Below are 19,033 nucleotides of genomic sequence, written 5' to 3'. Positions count from 1 at the left end.
TATCCGTTTTCCCCTCTGATTCTTGCCATTACACCGACTGGCCAGCGCGAAACGGCTGAACGCGATGGGTCGTTACGGCGTCGGCCGCGCGTAGTTCGGTAACATCGGCGCTGGTAATGCGCGAACCGGTGAGGTAATAGGCATGCAGATCGTGGGCAAAGCGGGCGATGGCATGTTGCAAAGTGCGGTTGCGCCGGTTGATGGTATTAAAACCAAGCACTGCCGGGATGGCGACGAACAGGCCGAACGCCGTCATGATCAACGCTTCGCCGACCGGGCCGGCGACATGGGCCAGATCCGGCTGTTCTACCATACTGATGGACTGCAATGCGTGATAAATGCCCCATACAGTCCCCAGCAGGCCAACAAACGGCGCGGTGCTGCCGATGGAAGCGAGGATCCCCAGGCCCGATTGCAGGCGCGCGCTATTATCGTCAATGCTGTTTTTCAGCTCGCGCGCCAGCCAGTCGCTGATATCAAGATTATTGCTGATGCCAGCCTCAATATTGTACTGGTGGGACATCGCCGCATGGCCGGCTATCGCCAGATCGCGAAATGGGTTATTACTGCTATCGCCCAATGATTCGATGGCGGCCGGCAGCGTTTTTTCGCTCCAGAAACGGTGCTTAGTGCGCAGGGCGATTTTGCGCAGCCCCGCGCCCTGTATGCATTTAATCACAATCACCGACCAGGACATCACGGACATGACCAGTAGAACCAGGGCCACCGAGCGGGTGACGATGTCGCCCTGCTGCCAAACGTGCTCAATGCCAAACTCATTCATTTTGCTTCCTCGATTATCAATAAACGCTATCGGTCATGGTCATCCACCGCCAGGTGGGCTAACGGGATAATTTAAACGTCACGGGTTGTACCGTCATAACGGCAATCGCTTGGCCGTTTTCCAGATACGGATTACAGCGTATGCCGGAAACCGCCGCCATCGCCGCCTGATCAAGATCCTCATAACCGCTGCTGCGGGCGACTTCGCCACGCCCCAGCGTGCCGTTGGCATTGATCGTCAGGCGAATCAGCACCTCACCTTCCTCGCGCAGCCGTTTTGCCTTGCGGGGGTAGTCGGGCGCCGGCACCATGCAGCCGACGGTAGAAACCATTTTCGGTGTGGCGTTGGGCACGCTTTTCAGCATTTCGCCTTTGGCCGTCGCCGGGATCGCTGTCTTATCGGCGACCTTGGCGTTTTGCACCGGAGAGGATTTTTCCTCGCTCGTCGGTCGGGCGGCTTCTCGCACCGGCTTGGATTTCGGTACGATTTGTGGGGTAGGTTTGGGCTTCGGTTTCGGTTTCGCCGCCGCCGGCATCGCCGGCGCAGGCACCGGCGATGCCGGCTCGCCTTGCGTCACTTCGCGTTCGCTATTTTCCGCCGTCAACAACGCCGGCGTTTCGGTGGCGGCCTGGGGTTCCGGCGGCGGCTCGGGCTGCGGCATCTCGACCATGGTCACCTGCACGCTGGTTTGCTCGGCAGGATTGATGATGTCCAGCGGCCGGTATTGCGTGGTGTGGGTAATCGCAGCCCCAATCAGCGCCAAATGGATCAGCGCTACCGATGCCATCGTCAACTGAGGCAAACGATCTTTTTTCGCCGCCGCTGGCCCAGCGGGCAAAAGCATGGCGGGCGCTGCGCTCCTCGGCACTTCAATCCTCTCTTTCAATATCAGGTGCTGTGCTTTCACCACTACCTCTCGATAAATCCTGACTGCCTTAACCCGCATGATGCGCAATCCTGGGGGGACTTATCCTGTATGTGCAATGAAGAAGCAAAAGTGACACCAGCCAGGGGGAAAAAGTGAAAAAAGATTGTGGTCAAACGTTGGCTGCAGTAATGCGAATCCAATATCCGGTGGTGCGGGTGATGGCGATCGGCATGGTTTGAGCCAGGGCGTCAAGCGTGTAAGGCACATCATCCAGCGGGAAGTTGCCGCTGACGCGCAGGCCGGCAATCGCCGGATCCAGGCGGATAACCGCCGGACTGTAATTTCTTAGCGCATCGATAACCGAACTCAGAGAGGTATCCTGTACTTCCAGCCGACCCTGAGTCCAGGCTGTTTCGGCATTGGGGGAAATGGCGATCGGCATCAGCGTGTCATGGTTGAACCACAGACCGCTGCCGGCTTCGACCAGTTGGTTTTCGCCGCTCAGGTTGGTGACCTTTACCACCGAGTCCAACACCGCTAGGTGGATGCCGCCTGATTCCTGGCGCACGTTAAAACGCGCTTCGCTTGCCAGGATGCGACCCATTTCGGTATGAACGCTGAACGGTCTGACGTCATTCGCCACGTTGGCAATAAAGCCGCCGGTATGCAGCTCAACATTGCGCAGGTTATCGTTGATAGCGACATCCAGCGCAGTGCGCGCGTTCATATCCAGAATACTACCGTCGCCCAGTTCAATGCGCCGCCGTTGGGCGGTATTGGTGTGAATATCGGACAACAGATAAGGCACCGGATATTTTTGATTCACCACCAGGCCGCCCACCACGGCGACGGCGGCGATGCTCAGGGTGGTTTGCAAAAACTTGCGGCGGCTGGAAGGGGCTAGCAGAGTCTGGCGCACGTTTTCCCGTGGAATGGTATGCGTCAGCGATTGAATTTTACCCAGCGTATTTTCTATTTGGGCGCAGGCGGCGTCGTGGCTGGCGTCGGAATAACGCCAGCGTTCGTATGAGCGGAAATCCTCATCCGTGGCTTCGCCGGAGCGTAACAACACCATCCATTCGATGGCTTGCTGGGCGGCGGGATCGGGGCGTTGGAATGATCTCATTATTTTTCTGCTGGTTATCGGTTACTCAATCTGGCCCGCGGTCGCCAGATAACAGTTGGTAAGCGCTTTCGCCACGTACTTGCGCACCATGCTGGCCGAAACGCCCAACTCTTTGGCGATTTCAGCGTAGGTCATGCCGTCTAGCTGGTTAAATAAAAAAGCCTTGCGCGCATTAATGGATAAGCCATCCAGCGCGCGGTCAATGGCCAGCAAAGATTCAATAACCATCTCCTGCTCTTCCGGCGAGGGGTGGCAGATCTGCGGGCTACTTGCCAGCGCGTTGAGATAAGCCTGCTCCAGATCGCGGCGGCGCCAGGTTTCATACAATATCCGCTGGGCCAGCGTGGTGAGCATGGCCCGCGGCTGGCGAATGTTAAGCAGATCCGGGATTGCGGCCAGGCGCACAAACGCTTCGGAGGCGATATCTTCCGCGCCGGTGCCATGGCTAATCCGCCGTCTCAGCTTATCGGTGAGCCACCGGTAATCGCTACGAAAAATAAGCGTTAATGCATCTGTTCGGCTGGTAAATTCGGCAGGCATCATCTCATCCGTCTGTCTTAAATCTAAGCGTAAACCTTCTCCGGGCCCCAACAAAGGATCGTTGACAGCCGATCCTGGAATAACGGCGCGTTTAGCAGTTACTCGCGTTCTACCGCTCGCAAAGCGGAAGGCTAATTCAAACCTGCTCAGCAATAAATGAGCCAATAATATTTATCTCTAGCTTATATCTATAGAATATAAGTATATTTTTTTCTTTGCTAAGACAAGTTTTGTTATATGCGTAGCGTAATAAATGGGTAATTGCACAATAATGGATAGCCGACTGACGATATCTCCGCCATTTCGCACTTAAATAGTGCCGCGGCGGCGCGGTTTGCCCACCCTGCGGGCAATATATCGGTGATGAGACGCGGAATAACAAAGAATATTAACGAGAAAAATAGTCAATGAATTAATACGTTACGCCGAATAATTTTATTTATCGCAAAAAATACGTGTTATCCGGTGACACATTTGCCCCCCCGTTGCACATACACACTGAGAAAACTAACTGACCCATAACAATATGGCGTCGCAATACCTTCTTTGCCCTTTTACTGGGAGCCGAATCAATGAGTGAAACACAGCTGCGCGGATGGAAGAAACGTATTAGCCCAAGCCGGTTGGCGTTGGCGATAAATATAACTTTTGCCGTGGCGAATGGCGCATTATTGTCGCCGCAGACAGCCTACGCGGCGTCAGCCGCGCCAATACATTTTTCGGTGCAGGCGGGCTCCCTGGAACAAGGGCTATTAACGATTGCGCGCCAGAGCCAGCAGACCATTTCTTTCAATCCCAAACTGGTGGCGCCTTACCAGGCCAAACCCATTGATGGCGATTTTACGCTTGAACAAGCGATAATGCGTCAGTTGCAGGGCACGCCGCTTTCCCTCACCACGACGGCCAACGGCACCCTGACCATTGATGCCGTCAGCACAAGTATGTCGACGACGGGCGCATCGGATTTGCAGGCGGCAAAGGACAGCGGGCAAACGCTGCCGTCCATTCTTGTCAGCGGCAGCGCGGATCAAAGCGAAGACGCCACGGTGTATAACCCCTCGATGTCCAGCACCGCCACCCGCACCAATCTCTCCTTGCAGGATACGGCGCAGTCGGTACAGGTCATCAGCCGCAAACTGATTGACGATCGCCAGGCCGTCTCGGTGGAGGATGCCTTGCGCAGCGCCGGCGGCGTGACGCTGCGCAGCAGCAACCGCGGTGAAAAATCCGTATACATCCGCGGTTTTAACGTTACCTCAGGTTCCACCGACGGTGTCTCCAACCCTAGCGCTACCGTGAACGGCAGCGCCACCGGCTATTCCAATATCGATGGTCTTGATCGGGTGGAAGTGCTGAAAGGGCCGCAGGCGGTGCTGGCCGGCAATAGCTCGCCGGCCGGTTCGGTGAACCTGGTGCGTAAGGCGCCCACCGACGATCCGCTGCATACGATAAAATTCGAAGTAGCCAAATATGGCGAAGTGAAAACCGCCATCGATCTTGGCGGTCCGCTGAACGACGATAAAACGTTTCTCTATCGTTTAAACGCTTCGACGATGCGGGCGGATAACAGTTTCCCTGATTTTAACGGCACACGCGGCGACTATGCCGCGCCGGTACTGGCCTGGAAAACGGATAATACCTATTTTAAGGTGGGGGCGGAATTCAACAGCATCAGGACGCCTGGCCCGGCGGGAACCGTATACAGCAATGGCCGTATTCAGCGCCTGCCGGTCTATCGCTTGGGCGATAAGGACAACCATTTATCGATCAATGCCAAGACGACGTATTATGAATTAAACCAAAAATTATCGGATAACTGGTCCTTCAACAGTAAGGCGACCTATCTCGACAACACCGTGAATTCCCGCCTGCACGAGTTATACGGGACAAGCGCCGACGGTTCGTTAGTCGTCCATGAGCTGGCCAGCCGGCAGGATCTCAACGCGCTTAGCCTGCAAAACGATATGCGCGGCAAGTTTGATACCGGGCCGTTAGCCCATAATATTCTGCTTGGGTACGATTATCAGCGCGCGAGGACCATCAGTTGGGATTTATCTGCCGGCCGAATTTATACCACCGCCAATTACAACGATCCCGATAGTCTGTCATTTCCGGCCATTCCGGATCCTTCCTATGAATCCTATAAACTCAATCAGGTGCAAAAAGGATACATTTTTCAGGATCAGATCGATGTTTGGGATAAATTGCATTTCCAGCTATCGGCGAAGCGCGCCGAATGGACATTGCGCAGCACAACGTCGAGTACTGGCGATAAAAAGATACGCAAATGGATACCGAGTTATGGCGTGAGCTACGATATCACGCCGGAAATCGCGGTTTACGCTAATCTGTTGAACAGCTTTTATAGCACCGGCACGGTAAATACCCGAACCAAGGAACTGATGGATCCGTCCACCGGTAAATCCAAAGAGGCCGGGCTGAAATTCAATTTGCTGGACGATAACCTGACCATCACCACCGCGTTATTCCATATCGTGCAAAAAAACGTTGCCGTTACTGATATTTCCGGCAACGCGGTCGGCGCGGAAGGGCGGGAGACCAAAGGCTTCGATTTTGATTTGAATGGCCAGATCCTGCCGGGATGGAATATTGCCGCCAGCTATACCTTCGCCCAGCCTAAAGACCCGGATAGAACCGCACTTACCGGTTATCAGGGAAAAATTACCGGCCAGCCCAAACACACCGGCAGCATCTGGACCACCTATGAGCTACAGGAAGGGCGTTTGCAGGGGCTGGGCTTCGGCGTGGGAATCGATGCCGCCAGCAAGACCGTAAACGGTGCAACCAATAATTACTTCAAGATGGGCGGCTGGGCGCAAACCGACGCCTCGATTTTCTATCACCAGCCGAAATATACCGTGACGTTGGGTGTGGATAACATCTTCGATCGGGATCTCTACTATTACTCAACCACCGTAAACTTTATCGGCGTCAAGCCGGGCCGTACCGCGCGCCTATCGGCGACCTATTCGTTCTAATTTGTAGGCGACATGACGACACCATCAGTAAAAAATGCGCAGCCCGGCGCAGGTAACCGCCCGGGCGTGTGGCAATTAATTCGCCCTTTTTGGCTATCACAGGAAAAGTGGCTGGCGTTGATATTAATCGGCGTTATTTTGACGATTAATTTCACTACCACCTATGCCCATGTTGCCTTGAATAAGCTGCAAGGACGGTTAACCGATGCCCTGGTCGCGCTTAACTGGCCGCTGATCAGCAACATCATGCTGAAAACGCTGGCTATCGGCAGTATTTCAATTTTATTGCCGCTGGTTAGCGTATTGGCGATTGATTACCTGACTTTACGCTGGCGCACCTGGATGACCGCCCGCTATGTGGAGCGCTGGACTCAGCGCGCCGCGTATTACCAGTTGGAGCGGGATAATTTAATCAGCAACGGCGATCAGCGGATTGCCGAGGATATCAATCTTTTTACCGAGGTCACGATTAACCTCTCCACCAATATGATTCATGTCGTGGTCAACGTAGCGACGTTTACCGTGGTGCTGTGGGGGTTGTCCGGCGCTTTGTCCATTCCCCTGGGCGGCATGACATTGTCGATTCCCGGCTACATGGTATTTGCCGTCTATTTATATTCATTCGTCCATCTCGCTTTGAGCCACTGGCTGGGCAGGGTGCTGATTGGCGTCAATATGAATAAACAAACGGTGGAAGCGGATTTCCGCTTCCTCGGCATGCAGATACGGGAAAATGCCGAACAGATCGCCTTTTTCGGCGGCGGAGAGCGCGAGGGGCAACGGCTGGTATCCCGTTTCAGCCGGGTTCGGGACAACACCCTGCTGCTGATGCGCAAATCTTTTAAGCTCAATTTTTTCCAAAAAATGTTTTCCCAGGTTTTCTCGCCGTTGCCGACCCTGCTGGCGCTGCCGTTATTGTTGTCGGGACAAATTACCATGGGCGGCTTGACCCAGATTACCTTGGCCTATGGCATGCTGCTTAGCACATTGTCCTTTTTCCCTCAGGCTTATCAATCCTTTACCAACTGGATGGCCTTGACCAACCGGCTGCGGGATATGCTCTGGGCGTTAAATAAGGCCCGCGATCAGCCCGCCGGCATCCGACTTGAAAACCGAGGTTCGGCGCTCCATTGCGCGGGCCTGACCCTGCGGCGCCCGAACGGCGAAGTGCTTACGCGCCTGGCGGACTGGCAGGTAGCGGCCGGCGAACGCTGGGTGGTGCGGGGCCGTTCGGGCAGCGGCAAGAGCACGCTGCTGCGCGCCTGTGCGGGGCTATGGCCGTATGGCGAGGGCGGCATCGTCCGTCCTCAGGCGGTGCGCATACTGTTTGTGCCGCAGAAAAGCTATATCCCGGTCGGTACGTTAAAGAGCGCGCTGGCGTATCCCGACGAACCGGAAGCCTTTACCGAGCGGCAATATCGCCAGGCGCTGGTGGACTGCTGCCTGGCGGAGCGCGTGGATTCCCTTACCCAATTCGAACGCTGGCAGCAGGTATTGTCCGGCGGCGAACAGCAGCGGTTGGCGATGGCGCGGGTGTTGTTGCACCGCCCGGATGTGATTTTCCTTGATGAGGCGACTAGCGCGCTGGATCCGGAAACGGAAAGCAGACTCTACCAGACACTGATCGAACAGCTTCCCAACAGCGCCATTATCAGTGTGGCTCACCGCAAAGAGCTGGAGCGTTTTCACCAGCATATTCTCACCCTGACGCCCGAGCAGGGCGGTTAACACCGATATAGGATGCCCCATGTTGAATAAACCAAATGAATTAACCGACGCCAGCCTTGACGGTTTTCTGGCCGCTGCGAAACTGCCGGTGCTGATAGACCTGTGGGCGCCGTGGTGCGCGCCTTGCCGCACTATGTCGCCGATTATCGACAAGCTGGCGAAAAACAGCGCGGGTAAACTGCTGGTGGCCAAGATCGATGTGGAAAAATATCCGGCGATTATGGCGCGCTTTGGCGTGCGCGGTATTCCTACCTTGCTGTTATTCAAGGGCGAGGCGCAGCCGGAGCGCCAGATGGGCGCTCTATCCCAGGGCCAGCTTATCTCCTGGCTGGCCGGGCATAAGGTCGATTTAACCTCGCAGCCGACGGTGCAGCATGACGAAGCGCTGGAGTGGGCCAGTTTTTATGGCGATGAAGAGCTACACGATTTTATCGCCCGGCGCGCTATCGGCCATGCTGCGGCAGGCGATATCAGCATGGGGCTGGGCAGCTTCTGGATCGACGGCAAAGGCAGCGCGTCGGCCGCAATGGTTCATCAGGCCGAAAACCATGCCTTTGAGCGCATTACCGGATTGCCAATCGCCATTGGGCGGCTGCTCGATATCTGCGGTTATCTGACGGCGGAACAGATGGATGCTCTGTTCGCGGCGTTGCGCGCCGGCAAGGATTACCGGCTGGCGCCGCTGCGCTTTATGCACTGGTGGTTTAGCGAGGAATCGGCTCCCTGGGCCAGTTATTTTCGCGATCCGCAATTGGCGCGGTTGCTCGAACGCTGGCGGGCATTATGCGCCGATCGGCTCGCGGGCCGTGAAACGTCGCCTGATGCCTGGGCGACGGTGGGCGAGCAGGCGATTTTGTTACAGCAGGGCTATCAGGGGCCGGATCGTCAACTGGAACAGCTGTTCGCCACGCTGCTGCAACTGCTGTCGCCGGTGCCTGTCACCACCGAGGGCGATAAGTGGGGTCATATCGCGATCAACATCCACTGGGCGCAGTTCCAGCACCTGGAGATCCTCTCTGGGTGGAGCGACGAGGATCGGGCTACGCCAGGTAAACGCATTCGCTGGTTTAGGGAACAAGAGCGCAAAACCTCGACGGGTAAGCTGAATCAAGAGGAGATTGCTGAGCTCAGGGCGGTGTGGGAGGCGGAAAACGCGGAATTCCTCGCTAAAGAAAACGTTTTCCATCAAAGCATTCTGCAGCTTTTCCTGCCGGTGAAAGCGCGGATGCAGCAGGAGCTCAACCGCTTGCTGGCCGAAGCGCCGGAGTTTTAATCATGACCGATGACCCGGAGGCCATCATGGCGAATACCTTTGCCTATAGCCAACAGCAACTGGCGGAGCTGGCCGACAGCGTAGTCGCGCAGGCGATGCGGGCCGGCGCCTCTGCCGCGCAGGTGATTTTTTCCGAAAGTAACGGTCTGTTGATTGAAATGCGACAGAGCCGGCTGCGGGCGCGTACCCGTGATGCGCAGTCCGGCATGTCGTTGACGGTCTATCGCGGGCAGCATCAGGGCGCCACCAGCACCACTGACTTTTCACCGGCGCGCCTGAGCGAAACCGTTCAGGCCGCCTGTCGGATTGCCGGCTATACCGGCGAAGATGCGTTCGCCGGCTTGCCGCCGGCGCGCTATCTGTGCCAAGCGCCGCGCGAACTCGATTTATGGCACCCCTGGGAATTGGACGAAATCGGCGCGCAGGCGCTGGCCCACAGCATAGAGCATGGCATCAATTCGGCGGGGGAAGGGGTGGTCAGCGATGGCGCCTGGGTACGTAGCGGCCAATCCCAATGGTTCCTGATGAACAGCCAGGGGTTCGCCCAGGGCGATCGGCAAACCAGCCATGTGATGAGCGCCAAGGCGTTGGCCAGAAAAGCGGGGCGCAGCCAACTGGATTTCTGGTATTCACAATCTCATCTTGCGCCGTCGCTGACGACGCCGGAGGCGATCGGCCGGCGGGCAGGGCTCGGGGCGCTGGCCGCGTTGGATGTCGCGCCGCTGACCGGCAGCCGCCGTTGCCCGGTGCTGTTCGATCCGCGCAGCGCCCTCTCGTTACTCGATCACTTCGTGCAAGCGGCGGGCGGCGCGGCGCTGTATCGCAAAAACAGCTTCCTCGCCGATCGCCTCGGCCAGCGTATTTTCAGCGAGCATATCAGCGTTGAGGAAGATCCGTTCGTCCCGCAGGGATTAGCCAGCCGGGCATTCGACGGCGACGGTATCAGCGGCGCGGCGCGCAGCGTGGTGGATAACGGCAGCCTGAGCGGTTTCTTTCTGTCCGCCTATGCCGCGCGCCGCCTGGGGATGGAGCCCACCGGCAACGGTTCCGGGCCGGGCAACCTGATCCTGCGTAGCAGCCGCACCCAGGCCGACGATGACTTCTCCGCCATGGTGAAAAAACTCCATACCGGCTTGCTGGTGACCAGTTTTAGCGGCGGCGGTGCACGGTTGATCAACGGGGATTACTCTCGCAGCCTGCGCGGCTTTTGGGTGGAGGCGGGCGAAATTCGCCATGCGGTTGACGGTGTGACGGTAGCGGGCAACCTGGCGGATATCTACCGCAACATCGTGGCCGTCGGCGCCGATACCCTGATTCAGGGCGCGCTGGCCAGCGGTTCCGTATTAATAGACGGCCTGCAGGTGGCGGGGCGCTAAGCCAGAGGAATTTATCATGAGTGAGTCAGTAACAATATTGCATCTGGCGCAGGCCAAACAGCAGTTGCTGGATCCGCACGGCATTACAGACGCCCATTTGCAGGCGATGATGGATCAGGTGCTGGCGCACCGGGTGGATTATGCCGATCTTTTTGTGCAAAGCCTGCGCCGCGAAACCTGGTCGATGGAAAACGGCGTGGTGAAAGGGGGTTCCTTTAATGCCGATCAGGGCTTCGGCCTGCGAGCGGTGGAAGAAGACCAGACGGCATTCGCCTATTCCCAGCATATCGGCCAGAAACATCTGCTGGATGCCGCCCGCTCGGTCAAAACCATTGCCGCGCCGGGTAAACGCGCCCTGGTTGCGATGCCGACCGATGGCGTGCAGCGGCTGAATTTCATCGCCGACGATCCGTTGCTGGCCAGTGATGCAGCGCAGAAAATCGGCCTGCTGGAGAACATCAACCGTATGGCGCGGGCGATTGATCCCAGGGTGGTGCAGGTGACGGCCAGCCTGGAGTTGACCCATTCGGTCAACTATATTCTGCGCCATGATTTCCATCAGGCGGCGGATATTCGGCCGATGTTGGTATTGCGCATGGGCGTGGTGGTTGAACAACGGGGCGTGCGCGAGACGGCCGGCGCCGGCATCGGGGGGCGCGGCGATTTCGCGATGTTCAACCAAGAACAGGTGTCGGCGGCGCTGCGTTCTATGGTCGATACGGCGTTGATCAATCTGGAGGCGGTCGCCGCGCCATCCGGCGGTATGCCGGTCGTGATTGCCGCAGGCTGGCCCGGCATGCTGCTGCACGAAGCGATGGGCCATGGCTTCGAAGGCGATTTTAACCGGCTGGGCACCTCGGTCTATTCCGGGCGCATCGGCGAGCGAGTGGCGCAACCCGGCGTTAATATCGTGGACGACGGCACCGTGGCCGGGCGGCGCGGTTCGCTAAACGTCGATGACGAGGGGCATCCGGCCCAGTGCACCACGCTTATTGAGGACGGAATTCTGCGAGGCTATATGCATGACAGCCTGAGCGCGCGCCTGATGAAGCTGCCGCCGACCGGCAATGGCCGTCGCCAGTCTTACGCGCATTTGCCGATGCCGCGCATGACCAACACTTTTATGCGCAACGGGCCATATGCGCCGGAGGAGATCATTGCCTCGGTGAAACGCGGGCTGTATCTGGCCGATCTGGGTAGCGGCCAGGTGGATATCGTCAGCGGCCAGTACAGCTTCCAGACCGCGCTGGCGTATTTGATTGAAGACGGCAAAATCACCACGCCGGTTAAAGGCGCCACCCTGACCGGCAACGGCCCGGAAACCCTAAAGTTAATCAGCATGGTCGGCAACGATCTAGCGCTGGATCGCGGCACCGCCGTGTGCGGCAAGGCCGGACAAAGCGTGCCGGTGTGCGTTGGGCAACCAACGCTGAAGGTGGATAACCTGGTGGTGGGCGGCACGCGCCAGGGGTGATTCATCCCCCGCGACCGCCGTGAGCACCGGCTCAGCCCCTCATGGTGATAAACGTTAATCAACAGCAATCAGACACAGAAACGACCGGGTGGGACATGTTGAAATTTTCTTTTAGCCGAATGCTGAAAAATGCGCGTTTCAGTCAGTCGGCCCGGCGGCTTTGTACTTTGCCGCTGGCCGTGATGTTGTCGGCGCAGGCGTGTCTCGCCGCGCCGCCGGGAACGCCGATCGTGCCGGCGCCGGCGCCGGAGATTGGCAGCCGGCAGGTCGCCGGCGTTGACCTGCTGGTGGCAAGACCGCATATCCGCGCTTGTACGGTGGAGTTGTTCCCCGAGCATGAATTTAACAGCGAGGCGCCTTTGCCGGTTAGCTATCGTCCGCCCGGAGACTGCCCCGGCCCCTGGTCTAAGGTGGTTCTCGAAATGGATTTTCATGTCAGTAGCGGGCAGCAGTACGATCGCAGCGCACGGCTTATGCTCGGCAGCGTCAATATCTATACCGGCACGACCGCCGAACCGACGAAAACGCACGCGCCCAAATGGCATGTCGAGCGGGATCTGACCGATTACAGCTCGTTCTTGCGACAGTCTGTTTTGGGAGAAGCGCAGCTTACCAACGCGATTAACGAAACGCTCAACGGCCGGATCTGGTGGACCGCCCAGATGGTTTTTTACCCGGTGGACAGCGCGAATCCCGCACCGGATAGCGCCGATCTCATCCTGCCGCTCAGCAACGCTCCTGTATTGTTGAACGCCGCGGCACCTACGCTGACCGGCCGCGTCGATCTTCCGCGCAACGCCACGCGGGTGATGCTCGATGTTCTTGCCATGCCGCAGCAACGCGATGAGTTCTGGTACATGTGTATGCCGATGCGCGATACGGTGGCCGAAATCACCGCTAGCGACAAGACCTGCGGCTTTCCGTTCCGGCAAACGGAGGTGCGTATCGATGGCACGTTGGCGGGCATTGCCCCGGTATTTCCCTGGATCTATACCGGTGGCTTCTACCCGGCCTTGTGGAAACAGATCCCCGGCATCGAAACGCTGAATCTATCTCCGTACCGGGTCGATCTCACGCCGTTCGCCGGGAAACTGAATGACGGCAAGCCGCATCATATCGATCTTACCGCCGTCGGATTCCGCGGCTTTGCCGTGATGACCGGAACCTTGTTAATTTGGCGCGATCCGGACAGCGATGTGGTTCAGGGGGAACTGACAAGCCATTCAGGCGAGCCGGTTGCCGTGACGATCGCACGAACCATTCCCCTGGATAAAAAGGGCTCCGGCGAGGCGGTCACCACCGCGAAGCAAACTCTCAAGCTGACCGGCTATGTGGATACTTCGCGCGGGCGCGTGACTACCCAGACCAGCCAAACGATGTCGTTCGATAATACCTTTACGCGAACGCCTTACAGCAACAAGATCGTGCAGATGACGAGCCTTACCAGCCAGGTTATTGAAGATGGCCCGAGTGGACGCCAGCGCCGGGATAGCGCCGAGCATTTTCCTCTTACGGTAAGACAAACGAGATCGGATGTTGCCGCTGGCCAAAAGTATGGGTACGACGTTCAACAGGAGCTTGCTCGTGATGTGGCCACGGCGAAAGATGCTACCCGCCGGACAAGATTTTCCGTCAGCGCCAACGCTGTTGTCATTGTTCCGGGGAAATCAGCGGCTCAAACGCTTCCGCCTTCAAGCACATCACAGGCGCGTTTGCAGATTCAGGATAGCTTGGCCGGTTGCTATGACAGGACGATCGCCAGCCGGGATGCGACAATTACGTCTGTTACCGATGGTTGCCGCGTCTCTGAGCAGAGTAAATCATGGTAAGCGCATTGCTTACTTGTTTGGCCTGTTTGTTTATCTGAGAGGCCGCCAGCGAACGTTAGCACAAGCCGTCCATCCGCGCCGACGCTGAAACCAAATTCTTTGTCGGCGAGTTTGGGATGACTTGCGGCGAGGCGCTCGGCAACATCACTCGTAGGCGGATTGAATCTTGCTAACGCGGCCTGAGCATCGCCAAAGATCTCGTTGGAAGAGGAAACGCCTTACGGCTAAGGTGCGGCAGTTTATCGATATGCTGGTTATGCACTTTCAGAACCGAGTGATTTTGCACTGTCCTCGCGGTTGCTTGTTGGGGCGGACTGAAGCCTATCAATATACGGCCGTCCGCGCCTAAACGGGCTGCGCCAGCAACGTCTACAGGGATAGTCGTTAAGTAGGATTAGCGGGATGCGATGACAGCATCGGCTGCTTCAACGAAACCCGCGCCGCCCGGTCCGCGAGTGATCCATCGGGGTAATCGCGGGATTTGATCAAGATATTTCGCGACGGTGCTTACGCCCACCGTATGTTCAAAGAATGAAAACATAGGAGCATCGTTTGTAGAATCACCGCTGTAAAGGACGGCGGAACGATCGGAATCAATATCGAGGTTATAGTAATGACGCAACACCCGGCGAGCCATTTCCAGCTTGTCGTAACCGCCAAGCCACCCGAGAATCCAGAGATTGTTTACCGTCGCATCAGCCCCGGCGTTGCGCAAAGCGTTAAAAATCAGATCCTGTTGGCGGCGATCCTGTGACTGAGCAAATGCCAGACTGGTGAGTCTGAATGGCTGATCATCGGCAAAGCAGGCCGCAGGAACAGAAAATTTTACCTGCTCCCCGATCTGAGCGAGATGTTCGGTAACCGCTGGGCGCGCTTCTTCACTATGCCAAAAATATCGCTCGACACTATGTTTACCGCATCTTCTGAAAAAGAACCCGCCGTTTTCTCCGATCACGCCATCCACCGGCCACATGCGCGCCATCTGGTCGCACCATCCAGCAGGAGCGGCGGTGACGGGAATGACTTTTACGCCGGCCGCTTGCAGCCGTTCAAGGGCTCTATAGGTTTCAGCCGCCAGCCGTCCCTGATAAGTTAAGGTTTCATCCATGTCAGTAAGAACAAAGCGAACATCTTTAAAAGTAGAAGGATCGGCTTGATCAATCGGTTTCATGTCATTTATCCAAATATGCTAATGACTAAAAACTCCCAAGATGCAATACATTTTGCAACTATTCAATGTGGGATTAATCAACTACGTCAACGACGGGAGATAACTTCATCCATACGTTTTAACATTCATTATTACGAACCTGGGCGGCGCTTTTGCCGTCGAGACGATATTTGAGATACCAGAGACGTGAACCGCCGGGATTAACCAAAAGAGACAGGCCATGAGTATCGGCGGCTTTGCTGGGGGATGTCGGCTTGAGATTGCGGATTTGCGCGTTGGAAAGGCGCATATGGGGGGATATTATTGATACTTAACGTTGCAGGGCGTTTGCCATAAACCTACAGCTATGCCATTGTTGAACCAGATAGAACTATCTCGCATCTCTGTATAATTAAACTAAATTTTAGTTTATATATCACGATAACTTAAAATTATAATAGGATAACGTTGATGTTGAAAAAAAACCACTTCCCCTTAGCAACCATATTTATTATATGTCTGACATTTTTTTATTCTATATATGTTTCATACTCCCTAACGGATAGTTTTATGGGGAAAATAAATGTTCTGGATTTAGATAAATTTGGAGGGGTAACGCCAAGTAAACTGTATGATTTTGAAGTTTGGCGACTGCTGGTTTCTCAATTCATACATGTTAAGCAGATTCATATGATTTACAATGTGTTATCTTTTTTGATACTAGGTGTGTTATTAGAAAAGCATATCGGCCCCCGATTTTTGTTCGCTTTATGGTTTACTACTGGTGCATTAGGAACCCTTTATAGTACTAATTTTGTAAGTTATCCTTGGAATATCGGCACAGGATCATCTCAAGCTGTGTTGGGAGTTTCTTCTTTCGCTTTATTATTAGTTTTAGTTAAAGAGAATACGACTAATATGTTAAAGTTCGCTGTGGTTTTTTCTATATTACCAGCAATGATCTTGGACATTATCTATGCACACTATCCAAAACCTGGTCATGTGCTTTCCATTTGTGTCGGTCTTGTATTGAGTCTAGTTTATTACAGAAAGCATAAATTATATTTTGATAATAAAATCATTTAAAACCTGTAACAGAGATCCGACCATTGGGATCAATGCCGACAACGCCGTGATCGCTGAACCTTGCGACTGGATACGCCGCGCGCAGCTTTCCAGTCCGAACGGATGGAAGCGTAGCGCCAAAAAGTCGATTGTCGATGAGCGTCAGAAGTTCCGTACTCTATCGGGAATAATGCTATGATCGATATCATTCAGTCCGGTTGGTGATTTGTGATTTTTGGCGATTGCTCCGATCGCACAGTTTGGATTGAGTTGATCTGCTATAGGCGAAGCTATTTAGAGCGATTAGCGCTGGTTGGCGTATTATTGGGTATAATGCAGTATCTGGTTTCGTTGTATGAAGGTTGTTATGAAACAAAAACGGCAACGTAAAATCCTCGAAATAATGTCCTCTCACCAATCGCTGGCAACTCATGAACTGGTTGCAATGTTAGGGGTGAGTATTGAAACCATCCGCCGCGATATCCGTGATTTGCACCGTCAGGGAAAAATCATTCGCCAGCACGGTAAAATTAAATATCTGGCCGATGATCAAAGCGATAACGGACTCTCTTTTTTCGATCGTTTTAGACGCCATTCAAGGAATAAGAAAGAAGTGGTGTCTCAGGTGCTCTCGCAAATTAAGCCCAATATGTGTATTGCGCTTGATGCCAGCTCCACGTGCTGGTATTTATCAAAACAACTCCCCAATATACCCCTGACCGTTATCACCAATAGCTTTAGAATTTGCTGTGAACTCGAAAAGAAAGATAATATCACCATTATTTGCACCGGTGGCACTTTAATAAGGAAATATTCGAGTTTTTTCATGAGTGCCGATGCAATGGCATCCATTAAATCTCGACAAATTGATGTATTTATTTTTTCCTGCGACAGCATTGATCGCATGGGAAATATTTGGGACACCAATAATGGCAATGCGAAGTTCAAAAAATACGTTTTTGGTTGGGCAAAGAGTAAGATTTTATTAGTTGATAAAAGCAAGATAGGTTCTCGCGGTGAGCTAAACCTATTCAATCTTAATGAGGTTACGTCGATTTTTTATAGCTAAAAGGGGCGTTAATTATCAGCATCCGGCGACATTAATGCATCCTCCTTTTCGCGTTGTGAGCCCATCACCTTCGTTATTTCATCTCACTACTGCTCTTGCAGGTCCGGTGTCAATTAGTCAGCTGTTATTATATCGCATTCGCATGACCGTTTGATTAAAAACCGAATCAAAAAGGCAAAAGTAAAATGCGAGAATTGTTAAAATCACGCGAATTTGTCGGCATTTTTATGACTGGCTTCACAAGCTGCTCTAAAAAGCATGGAGGCTGAAATTGGCCAAACATATAACTTCAAGGGAAAGTTAATGTCGCGGAGTCAAAAATGAGCAGAAATGAAATAAGTCAGGAAATCATTAACACTTGCCTTAAAATGAGTGAAATGGGGCTGAATCAGGGAACCTCCGGCAATATTAGCGTGCGCTATGAGAAAGGTATGCTTATTACGCCAACCAGTGTTCCGTATGAGTATTTAAGTCCAGACGACATCGTATATGTGGATATGAATGGGCAGTCAGAACCAGGGAAAAATCCCTCTTCGGAATGGCGCTTTCATCTGGATATTCTGAAGTCAAAGCCGGAAGAAGATGTTGTGTTGCACAACCACGCGGTTTGCGCCACCGCCGTGGCTGTGATGAATAAAGAAATCCCCGCTATTCATTACATGGTCGCCGCGGCGGGGGGGAATATAATCCCGTGCGCGCCCTATGCAACCTACGGCAGCCAGGCGCTATCGGACAACGCTGTTAAGGCATTGAAAGGGTACAAAGCAACCCTGTTGCAACATCATGGCATGATCACCACGGCAAAAACGCTGGAGAAAGCTTTATGGCTGGCACAAGAAGTAGAAGTGTTAGCGAAACTCTATTTATCCATTTTGCCGATTATGAATCCAGCACCTATATTATCAGATGCGCAGCTTGAAGAAGTATTGGTTAAATTTCACGGTTATGGCCTACGTGATGCCAAATAATTCATCGCTACTTAATAATGGTTCACATTCAGTAAAAGGATTATCTCATGACATTAGGTTCGAGAATCATCACGGAAAACTTATTTGCCTTACAATGCACCGCGAATAATTGGCAGGAGGCAGTTAAGCTAGGTTGTACCCTATTGGAAGAAAAGGAATACATCACTGCCGATTATTACCAGGGGATTTTGAACGTCGTAGCGGAACACGGCCCCTATTTTGTTATTTTACCCGGTATTGCGATGCCGCATGCCAGACCAGAAGCTGGCGCACTCAAAACAGGCTGCAGTCTGGTAATACTCAAAGAGCCGGTTGATTTTGGTCATGAAAACAACGGACCCGTCTCTATTCTTTTTACTATGGCCGCGAAAAGCACCGAAGAAATCAATGAAGGCATCCTGATCGAAATTATGGAGCTGCTTGATGATGATAATGTCATTGAGCGGCTCAGGCAGGTAAAAAATGCCGAGGATCTCAAGTCCGTATTTGGCAAATTTTAAACCGAATAACAGGAGGTCATGGTGAAATCTATTGAAATATTGATAACGAATCCTACCGGACTGCATACCAGACCAGGCGCTCATTTTGTTAAAGAGGCAAAGTTATTTCAGTGTGATATTTTTGTGCAAAAAGGGGATAAAATTGCCAATGGCAAAAGTTTAATGAAACTCCTCCAGGTCGGCATCTCTTATAAAGATAGGATCACTATTAGCGCAGATGGTCCTGATGAAGATGATGCACTTAATAAACTAACTGATTTGATCGCTTCATTAGAAGATTAATT

Annotated in this window: 16 protein-coding genes and 1 pseudogene; 11 read left to right on the top strand and 6 right to left on the bottom strand. The window is 53.9% G+C overall.

The genetic code is table 11. The features are described 5' to 3' along the window. Positions 1 to 28 precede the first annotated feature (28 nt). The 4 genes from HC231_RS15350 to HC231_RS15335 all read right to left on the bottom strand — a co-directional run bounded on the left by HC231_RS15350 (position 29) and on the right by HC231_RS15335 (position 3,318). On the bottom strand, positions 29 to 784 hold the full coding sequence (locus HC231_RS15350) for a MotA/TolQ/ExbB proton channel family protein (protein WP_208227528.1): 756 nt from the start codon (positions 782 to 784) through the stop codon (positions 29 to 31). 58 nt (positions 785 to 842) lie between these two features. Beyond that, on the bottom strand, positions 843 to 1,730 hold the full coding sequence (locus HC231_RS15345; RefSeq protein WP_246494535.1) for an energy transducer TonB: 888 nt from the start codon (positions 1,728 to 1,730) through the stop codon (positions 843 to 845). Positions 1,731 to 1,821: 91 nt separating this feature from the next. Next, positions 1,822 to 2,778, bottom strand: a complete 957-nt coding sequence (locus HC231_RS15340; protein ID WP_208227526.1) for a FecR family protein — start codon at positions 2,776 to 2,778, stop codon at positions 1,822 to 1,824. Between the two features lie 21 nt (positions 2,779 to 2,799). Further along, on the bottom strand, positions 2,800 to 3,318 hold the full coding sequence (locus HC231_RS15335) for a sigma-70 family RNA polymerase sigma factor (protein ID WP_208231362.1): 519 nt from the start codon (positions 3,316 to 3,318) through the stop codon (positions 2,800 to 2,802). A 572-nt stretch (positions 3,319 to 3,890) separates the two neighbouring features. Here HC231_RS15335 and HC231_RS15330 point away from each other — a divergent pair. The 6 genes from HC231_RS15330 (at position 3,891) to HC231_RS15305 (ending at position 13,997) form a co-directional block, all read left to right on the top strand. Beyond that, a complete protein-coding gene (locus tag HC231_RS15330) occupies positions 3,891 to 6,317 on the top strand; it encodes a TonB-dependent siderophore receptor (protein WP_208227524.1) in 2,427 nt (808 codons plus the stop codon). Between the two features lie 12 nt (positions 6,318 to 6,329). Beyond that, the gene (locus HC231_RS15325; protein ID WP_208227522.1) at positions 6,330 to 8,045 is read left to right on the top strand and encodes an ABC transporter ATP-binding protein/permease; all 1,716 of its coding nucleotides are present in this window, start codon (positions 6,330 to 6,332) and stop codon (positions 8,043 to 8,045) included. A 19-nt stretch (positions 8,046 to 8,064) separates the two neighbouring features. Further along, the gene (locus tag HC231_RS15320) at positions 8,065 to 9,318 is read left to right on the top strand and encodes a thioredoxin family protein (protein WP_208227520.1); all 1,254 of its coding nucleotides are present in this window, start codon (positions 8,065 to 8,067) and stop codon (positions 9,316 to 9,318) included. Between the two features lie 2 nt (positions 9,319 to 9,320). Further along, positions 9,321 to 10,694, top strand: a complete 1,374-nt coding sequence (locus tag HC231_RS15315; RefSeq protein WP_246494533.1) for a TldD/PmbA family protein — start codon at positions 9,321 to 9,323, stop codon at positions 10,692 to 10,694. Between the two features lie 16 nt (positions 10,695 to 10,710). Further along, positions 10,711 to 12,168: a metalloprotease TldD gene (gene tldD / locus HC231_RS15310; RefSeq protein WP_208227518.1), complete on the top strand. Its 1,458-nt coding sequence runs from the start codon at positions 10,711 to 10,713 to the stop codon at positions 12,166 to 12,168. Between the two features lie 95 nt (positions 12,169 to 12,263). Next, positions 12,264 to 13,997 carry a peptide-N4-asparagine amidase gene (locus HC231_RS15305; RefSeq protein ID WP_208227516.1) on the top strand — a complete coding sequence of 578 codons (1,734 nt, stop codon included), beginning with the start codon at positions 12,264 to 12,266 and terminating at the stop codon, positions 13,995 to 13,997. A gap of 394 nt (positions 13,998 to 14,391) precedes the next feature. On the opposite strand, the gene HC231_RS15300 is transcribed toward HC231_RS15305, so the two are convergent. Continuing rightward, positions 14,392 to 15,168: an HAD-IIB family hydrolase gene (locus HC231_RS15300; RefSeq protein ID WP_208227514.1), complete on the bottom strand. Its 777-nt coding sequence runs from the start codon at positions 15,166 to 15,168 to the stop codon at positions 14,392 to 14,394. 145 nt (positions 15,169 to 15,313) lie between these two features. Further along, positions 15,314 to 15,457, bottom strand: a pseudogene (locus HC231_RS24020) (Arm DNA-binding domain-containing protein); the annotation flags it as partial. A gap of 260 nt (positions 15,458 to 15,717) precedes the next feature. Here HC231_RS24020 and HC231_RS15295 point away from each other — a divergent pair. The 5 genes from HC231_RS15295 (at position 15,718) to HC231_RS15275 (ending at position 19,031) form a co-directional block, all read left to right on the top strand. Further along, positions 15,718 to 16,233 (top strand): rhomboid family intramembrane serine protease, encoded by a 516-nt coding sequence (locus HC231_RS15295; protein ID WP_246494532.1) that lies wholly within the window; start codon positions 15,718 to 15,720, stop codon positions 16,231 to 16,233. 346 nt (positions 16,234 to 16,579) lie between these two features. After that, a complete protein-coding gene (locus HC231_RS15290; RefSeq protein ID WP_208227510.1) occupies positions 16,580 to 17,281 on the top strand; it encodes a DeoR family transcriptional regulator in 702 nt (233 codons plus the stop codon). 320 nt (positions 17,282 to 17,601) lie between these two features. After that, a complete protein-coding gene (locus HC231_RS15285) occupies positions 17,602 to 18,249 on the top strand; it encodes an L-fuculose-phosphate aldolase (protein ID WP_208227508.1) in 648 nt (215 codons plus the stop codon). Positions 18,250 to 18,296: 47 nt separating this feature from the next. Further along, positions 18,297 to 18,749, top strand: coding sequence for a PTS sugar transporter subunit IIA (locus tag HC231_RS15280; protein ID WP_208227506.1), 453 nt, complete (start codon positions 18,297 to 18,299; stop codon positions 18,747 to 18,749). Positions 18,750 to 18,767: 18 nt separating this feature from the next. Then, positions 18,768 to 19,031, top strand: coding sequence for an HPr family phosphocarrier protein (locus HC231_RS15275; protein ID WP_208227504.1), 264 nt, complete (start codon positions 18,768 to 18,770; stop codon positions 19,029 to 19,031). Positions 19,032 to 19,033: the final 2 nt, after the last annotated feature.

Source organism: Brenneria izadpanahii (genome assembly GCF_017569925.1).
In the GTDB taxonomy this organism is placed as follows: domain Bacteria; phylum Pseudomonadota; class Gammaproteobacteria; order Enterobacterales; family Enterobacteriaceae; genus Brenneria; species Brenneria izadpanahii.
This window is presented reverse-complemented; position numbering and strand designations above follow the sequence as displayed.

Excerpts from the sequence above, each read along its gene's own strand:
- HC231_RS15305 (WP_208227516.1), top strand. The coding sequence starts at position 12,264 with ATGTTGAAATTTTCTTTTAGCCGAATGCTGAAAAATGCGCGTTTCAGT.
- HC231_RS15290 (WP_208227510.1), top strand. The coding sequence starts at position 16,580 with ATGAAACAAAAACGGCAACGTAAAATCCTCGAAATAATGTCCTCTCAC.
- HC231_RS15340 (WP_208227526.1), bottom strand. The coding sequence starts at position 2,778 with ATGAGATCATTCCAACGCCCCGATCCCGCCGCCCAGCAAGCCATCGAA.
- HC231_RS15285 (WP_208227508.1), top strand. The coding sequence starts at position 17,602 with ATGAGCAGAAATGAAATAAGTCAGGAAATCATTAACACTTGCCTTAAA.
- HC231_RS15325 (WP_208227522.1), top strand. The coding sequence starts at position 6,330 with ATGACGACACCATCAGTAAAAAATGCGCAGCCCGGCGCAGGTAACCGC.
- HC231_RS15315 (WP_246494533.1), top strand. The coding sequence starts at position 9,321 with ATGACCGATGACCCGGAGGCCATCATGGCGAATACCTTTGCCTATAGC.
- tldD (WP_208227518.1), top strand. The coding sequence starts at position 10,711 with ATGAGTGAGTCAGTAACAATATTGCATCTGGCGCAGGCCAAACAGCAG.
- HC231_RS15295 (WP_246494532.1), top strand. The coding sequence starts at position 15,718 with ATGGGGAAAATAAATGTTCTGGATTTAGATAAATTTGGAGGGGTAACG.
- HC231_RS15345 (WP_246494535.1), bottom strand. The coding sequence starts at position 1,730 with ATGCGGGTTAAGGCAGTCAGGATTTATCGAGAGGTAGTGGTGAAAGCA.
- HC231_RS15335 (WP_208231362.1), bottom strand. The coding sequence starts at position 3,318 with ATGCCTGCCGAATTTACCAGCCGAACAGATGCATTAACGCTTATTTTT.
- HC231_RS15300 (WP_208227514.1), bottom strand. The coding sequence starts at position 15,168 with ATGAAACCGATTGATCAAGCCGATCCTTCTACTTTTAAAGATGTTCGC.
- HC231_RS15275 (WP_208227504.1), top strand. The coding sequence starts at position 18,768 with ATGGTGAAATCTATTGAAATATTGATAACGAATCCTACCGGACTGCAT.
- HC231_RS15350 (WP_208227528.1), bottom strand. The coding sequence starts at position 784 with ATGAATGAGTTTGGCATTGAGCACGTTTGGCAGCAGGGCGACATCGTC.
- HC231_RS15330 (WP_208227524.1), top strand. The coding sequence starts at position 3,891 with ATGAGTGAAACACAGCTGCGCGGATGGAAGAAACGTATTAGCCCAAGC.
- HC231_RS15320 (WP_208227520.1), top strand. The coding sequence starts at position 8,065 with ATGTTGAATAAACCAAATGAATTAACCGACGCCAGCCTTGACGGTTTT.
- HC231_RS15280 (WP_208227506.1), top strand. The coding sequence starts at position 18,297 with ATGACATTAGGTTCGAGAATCATCACGGAAAACTTATTTGCCTTACAA.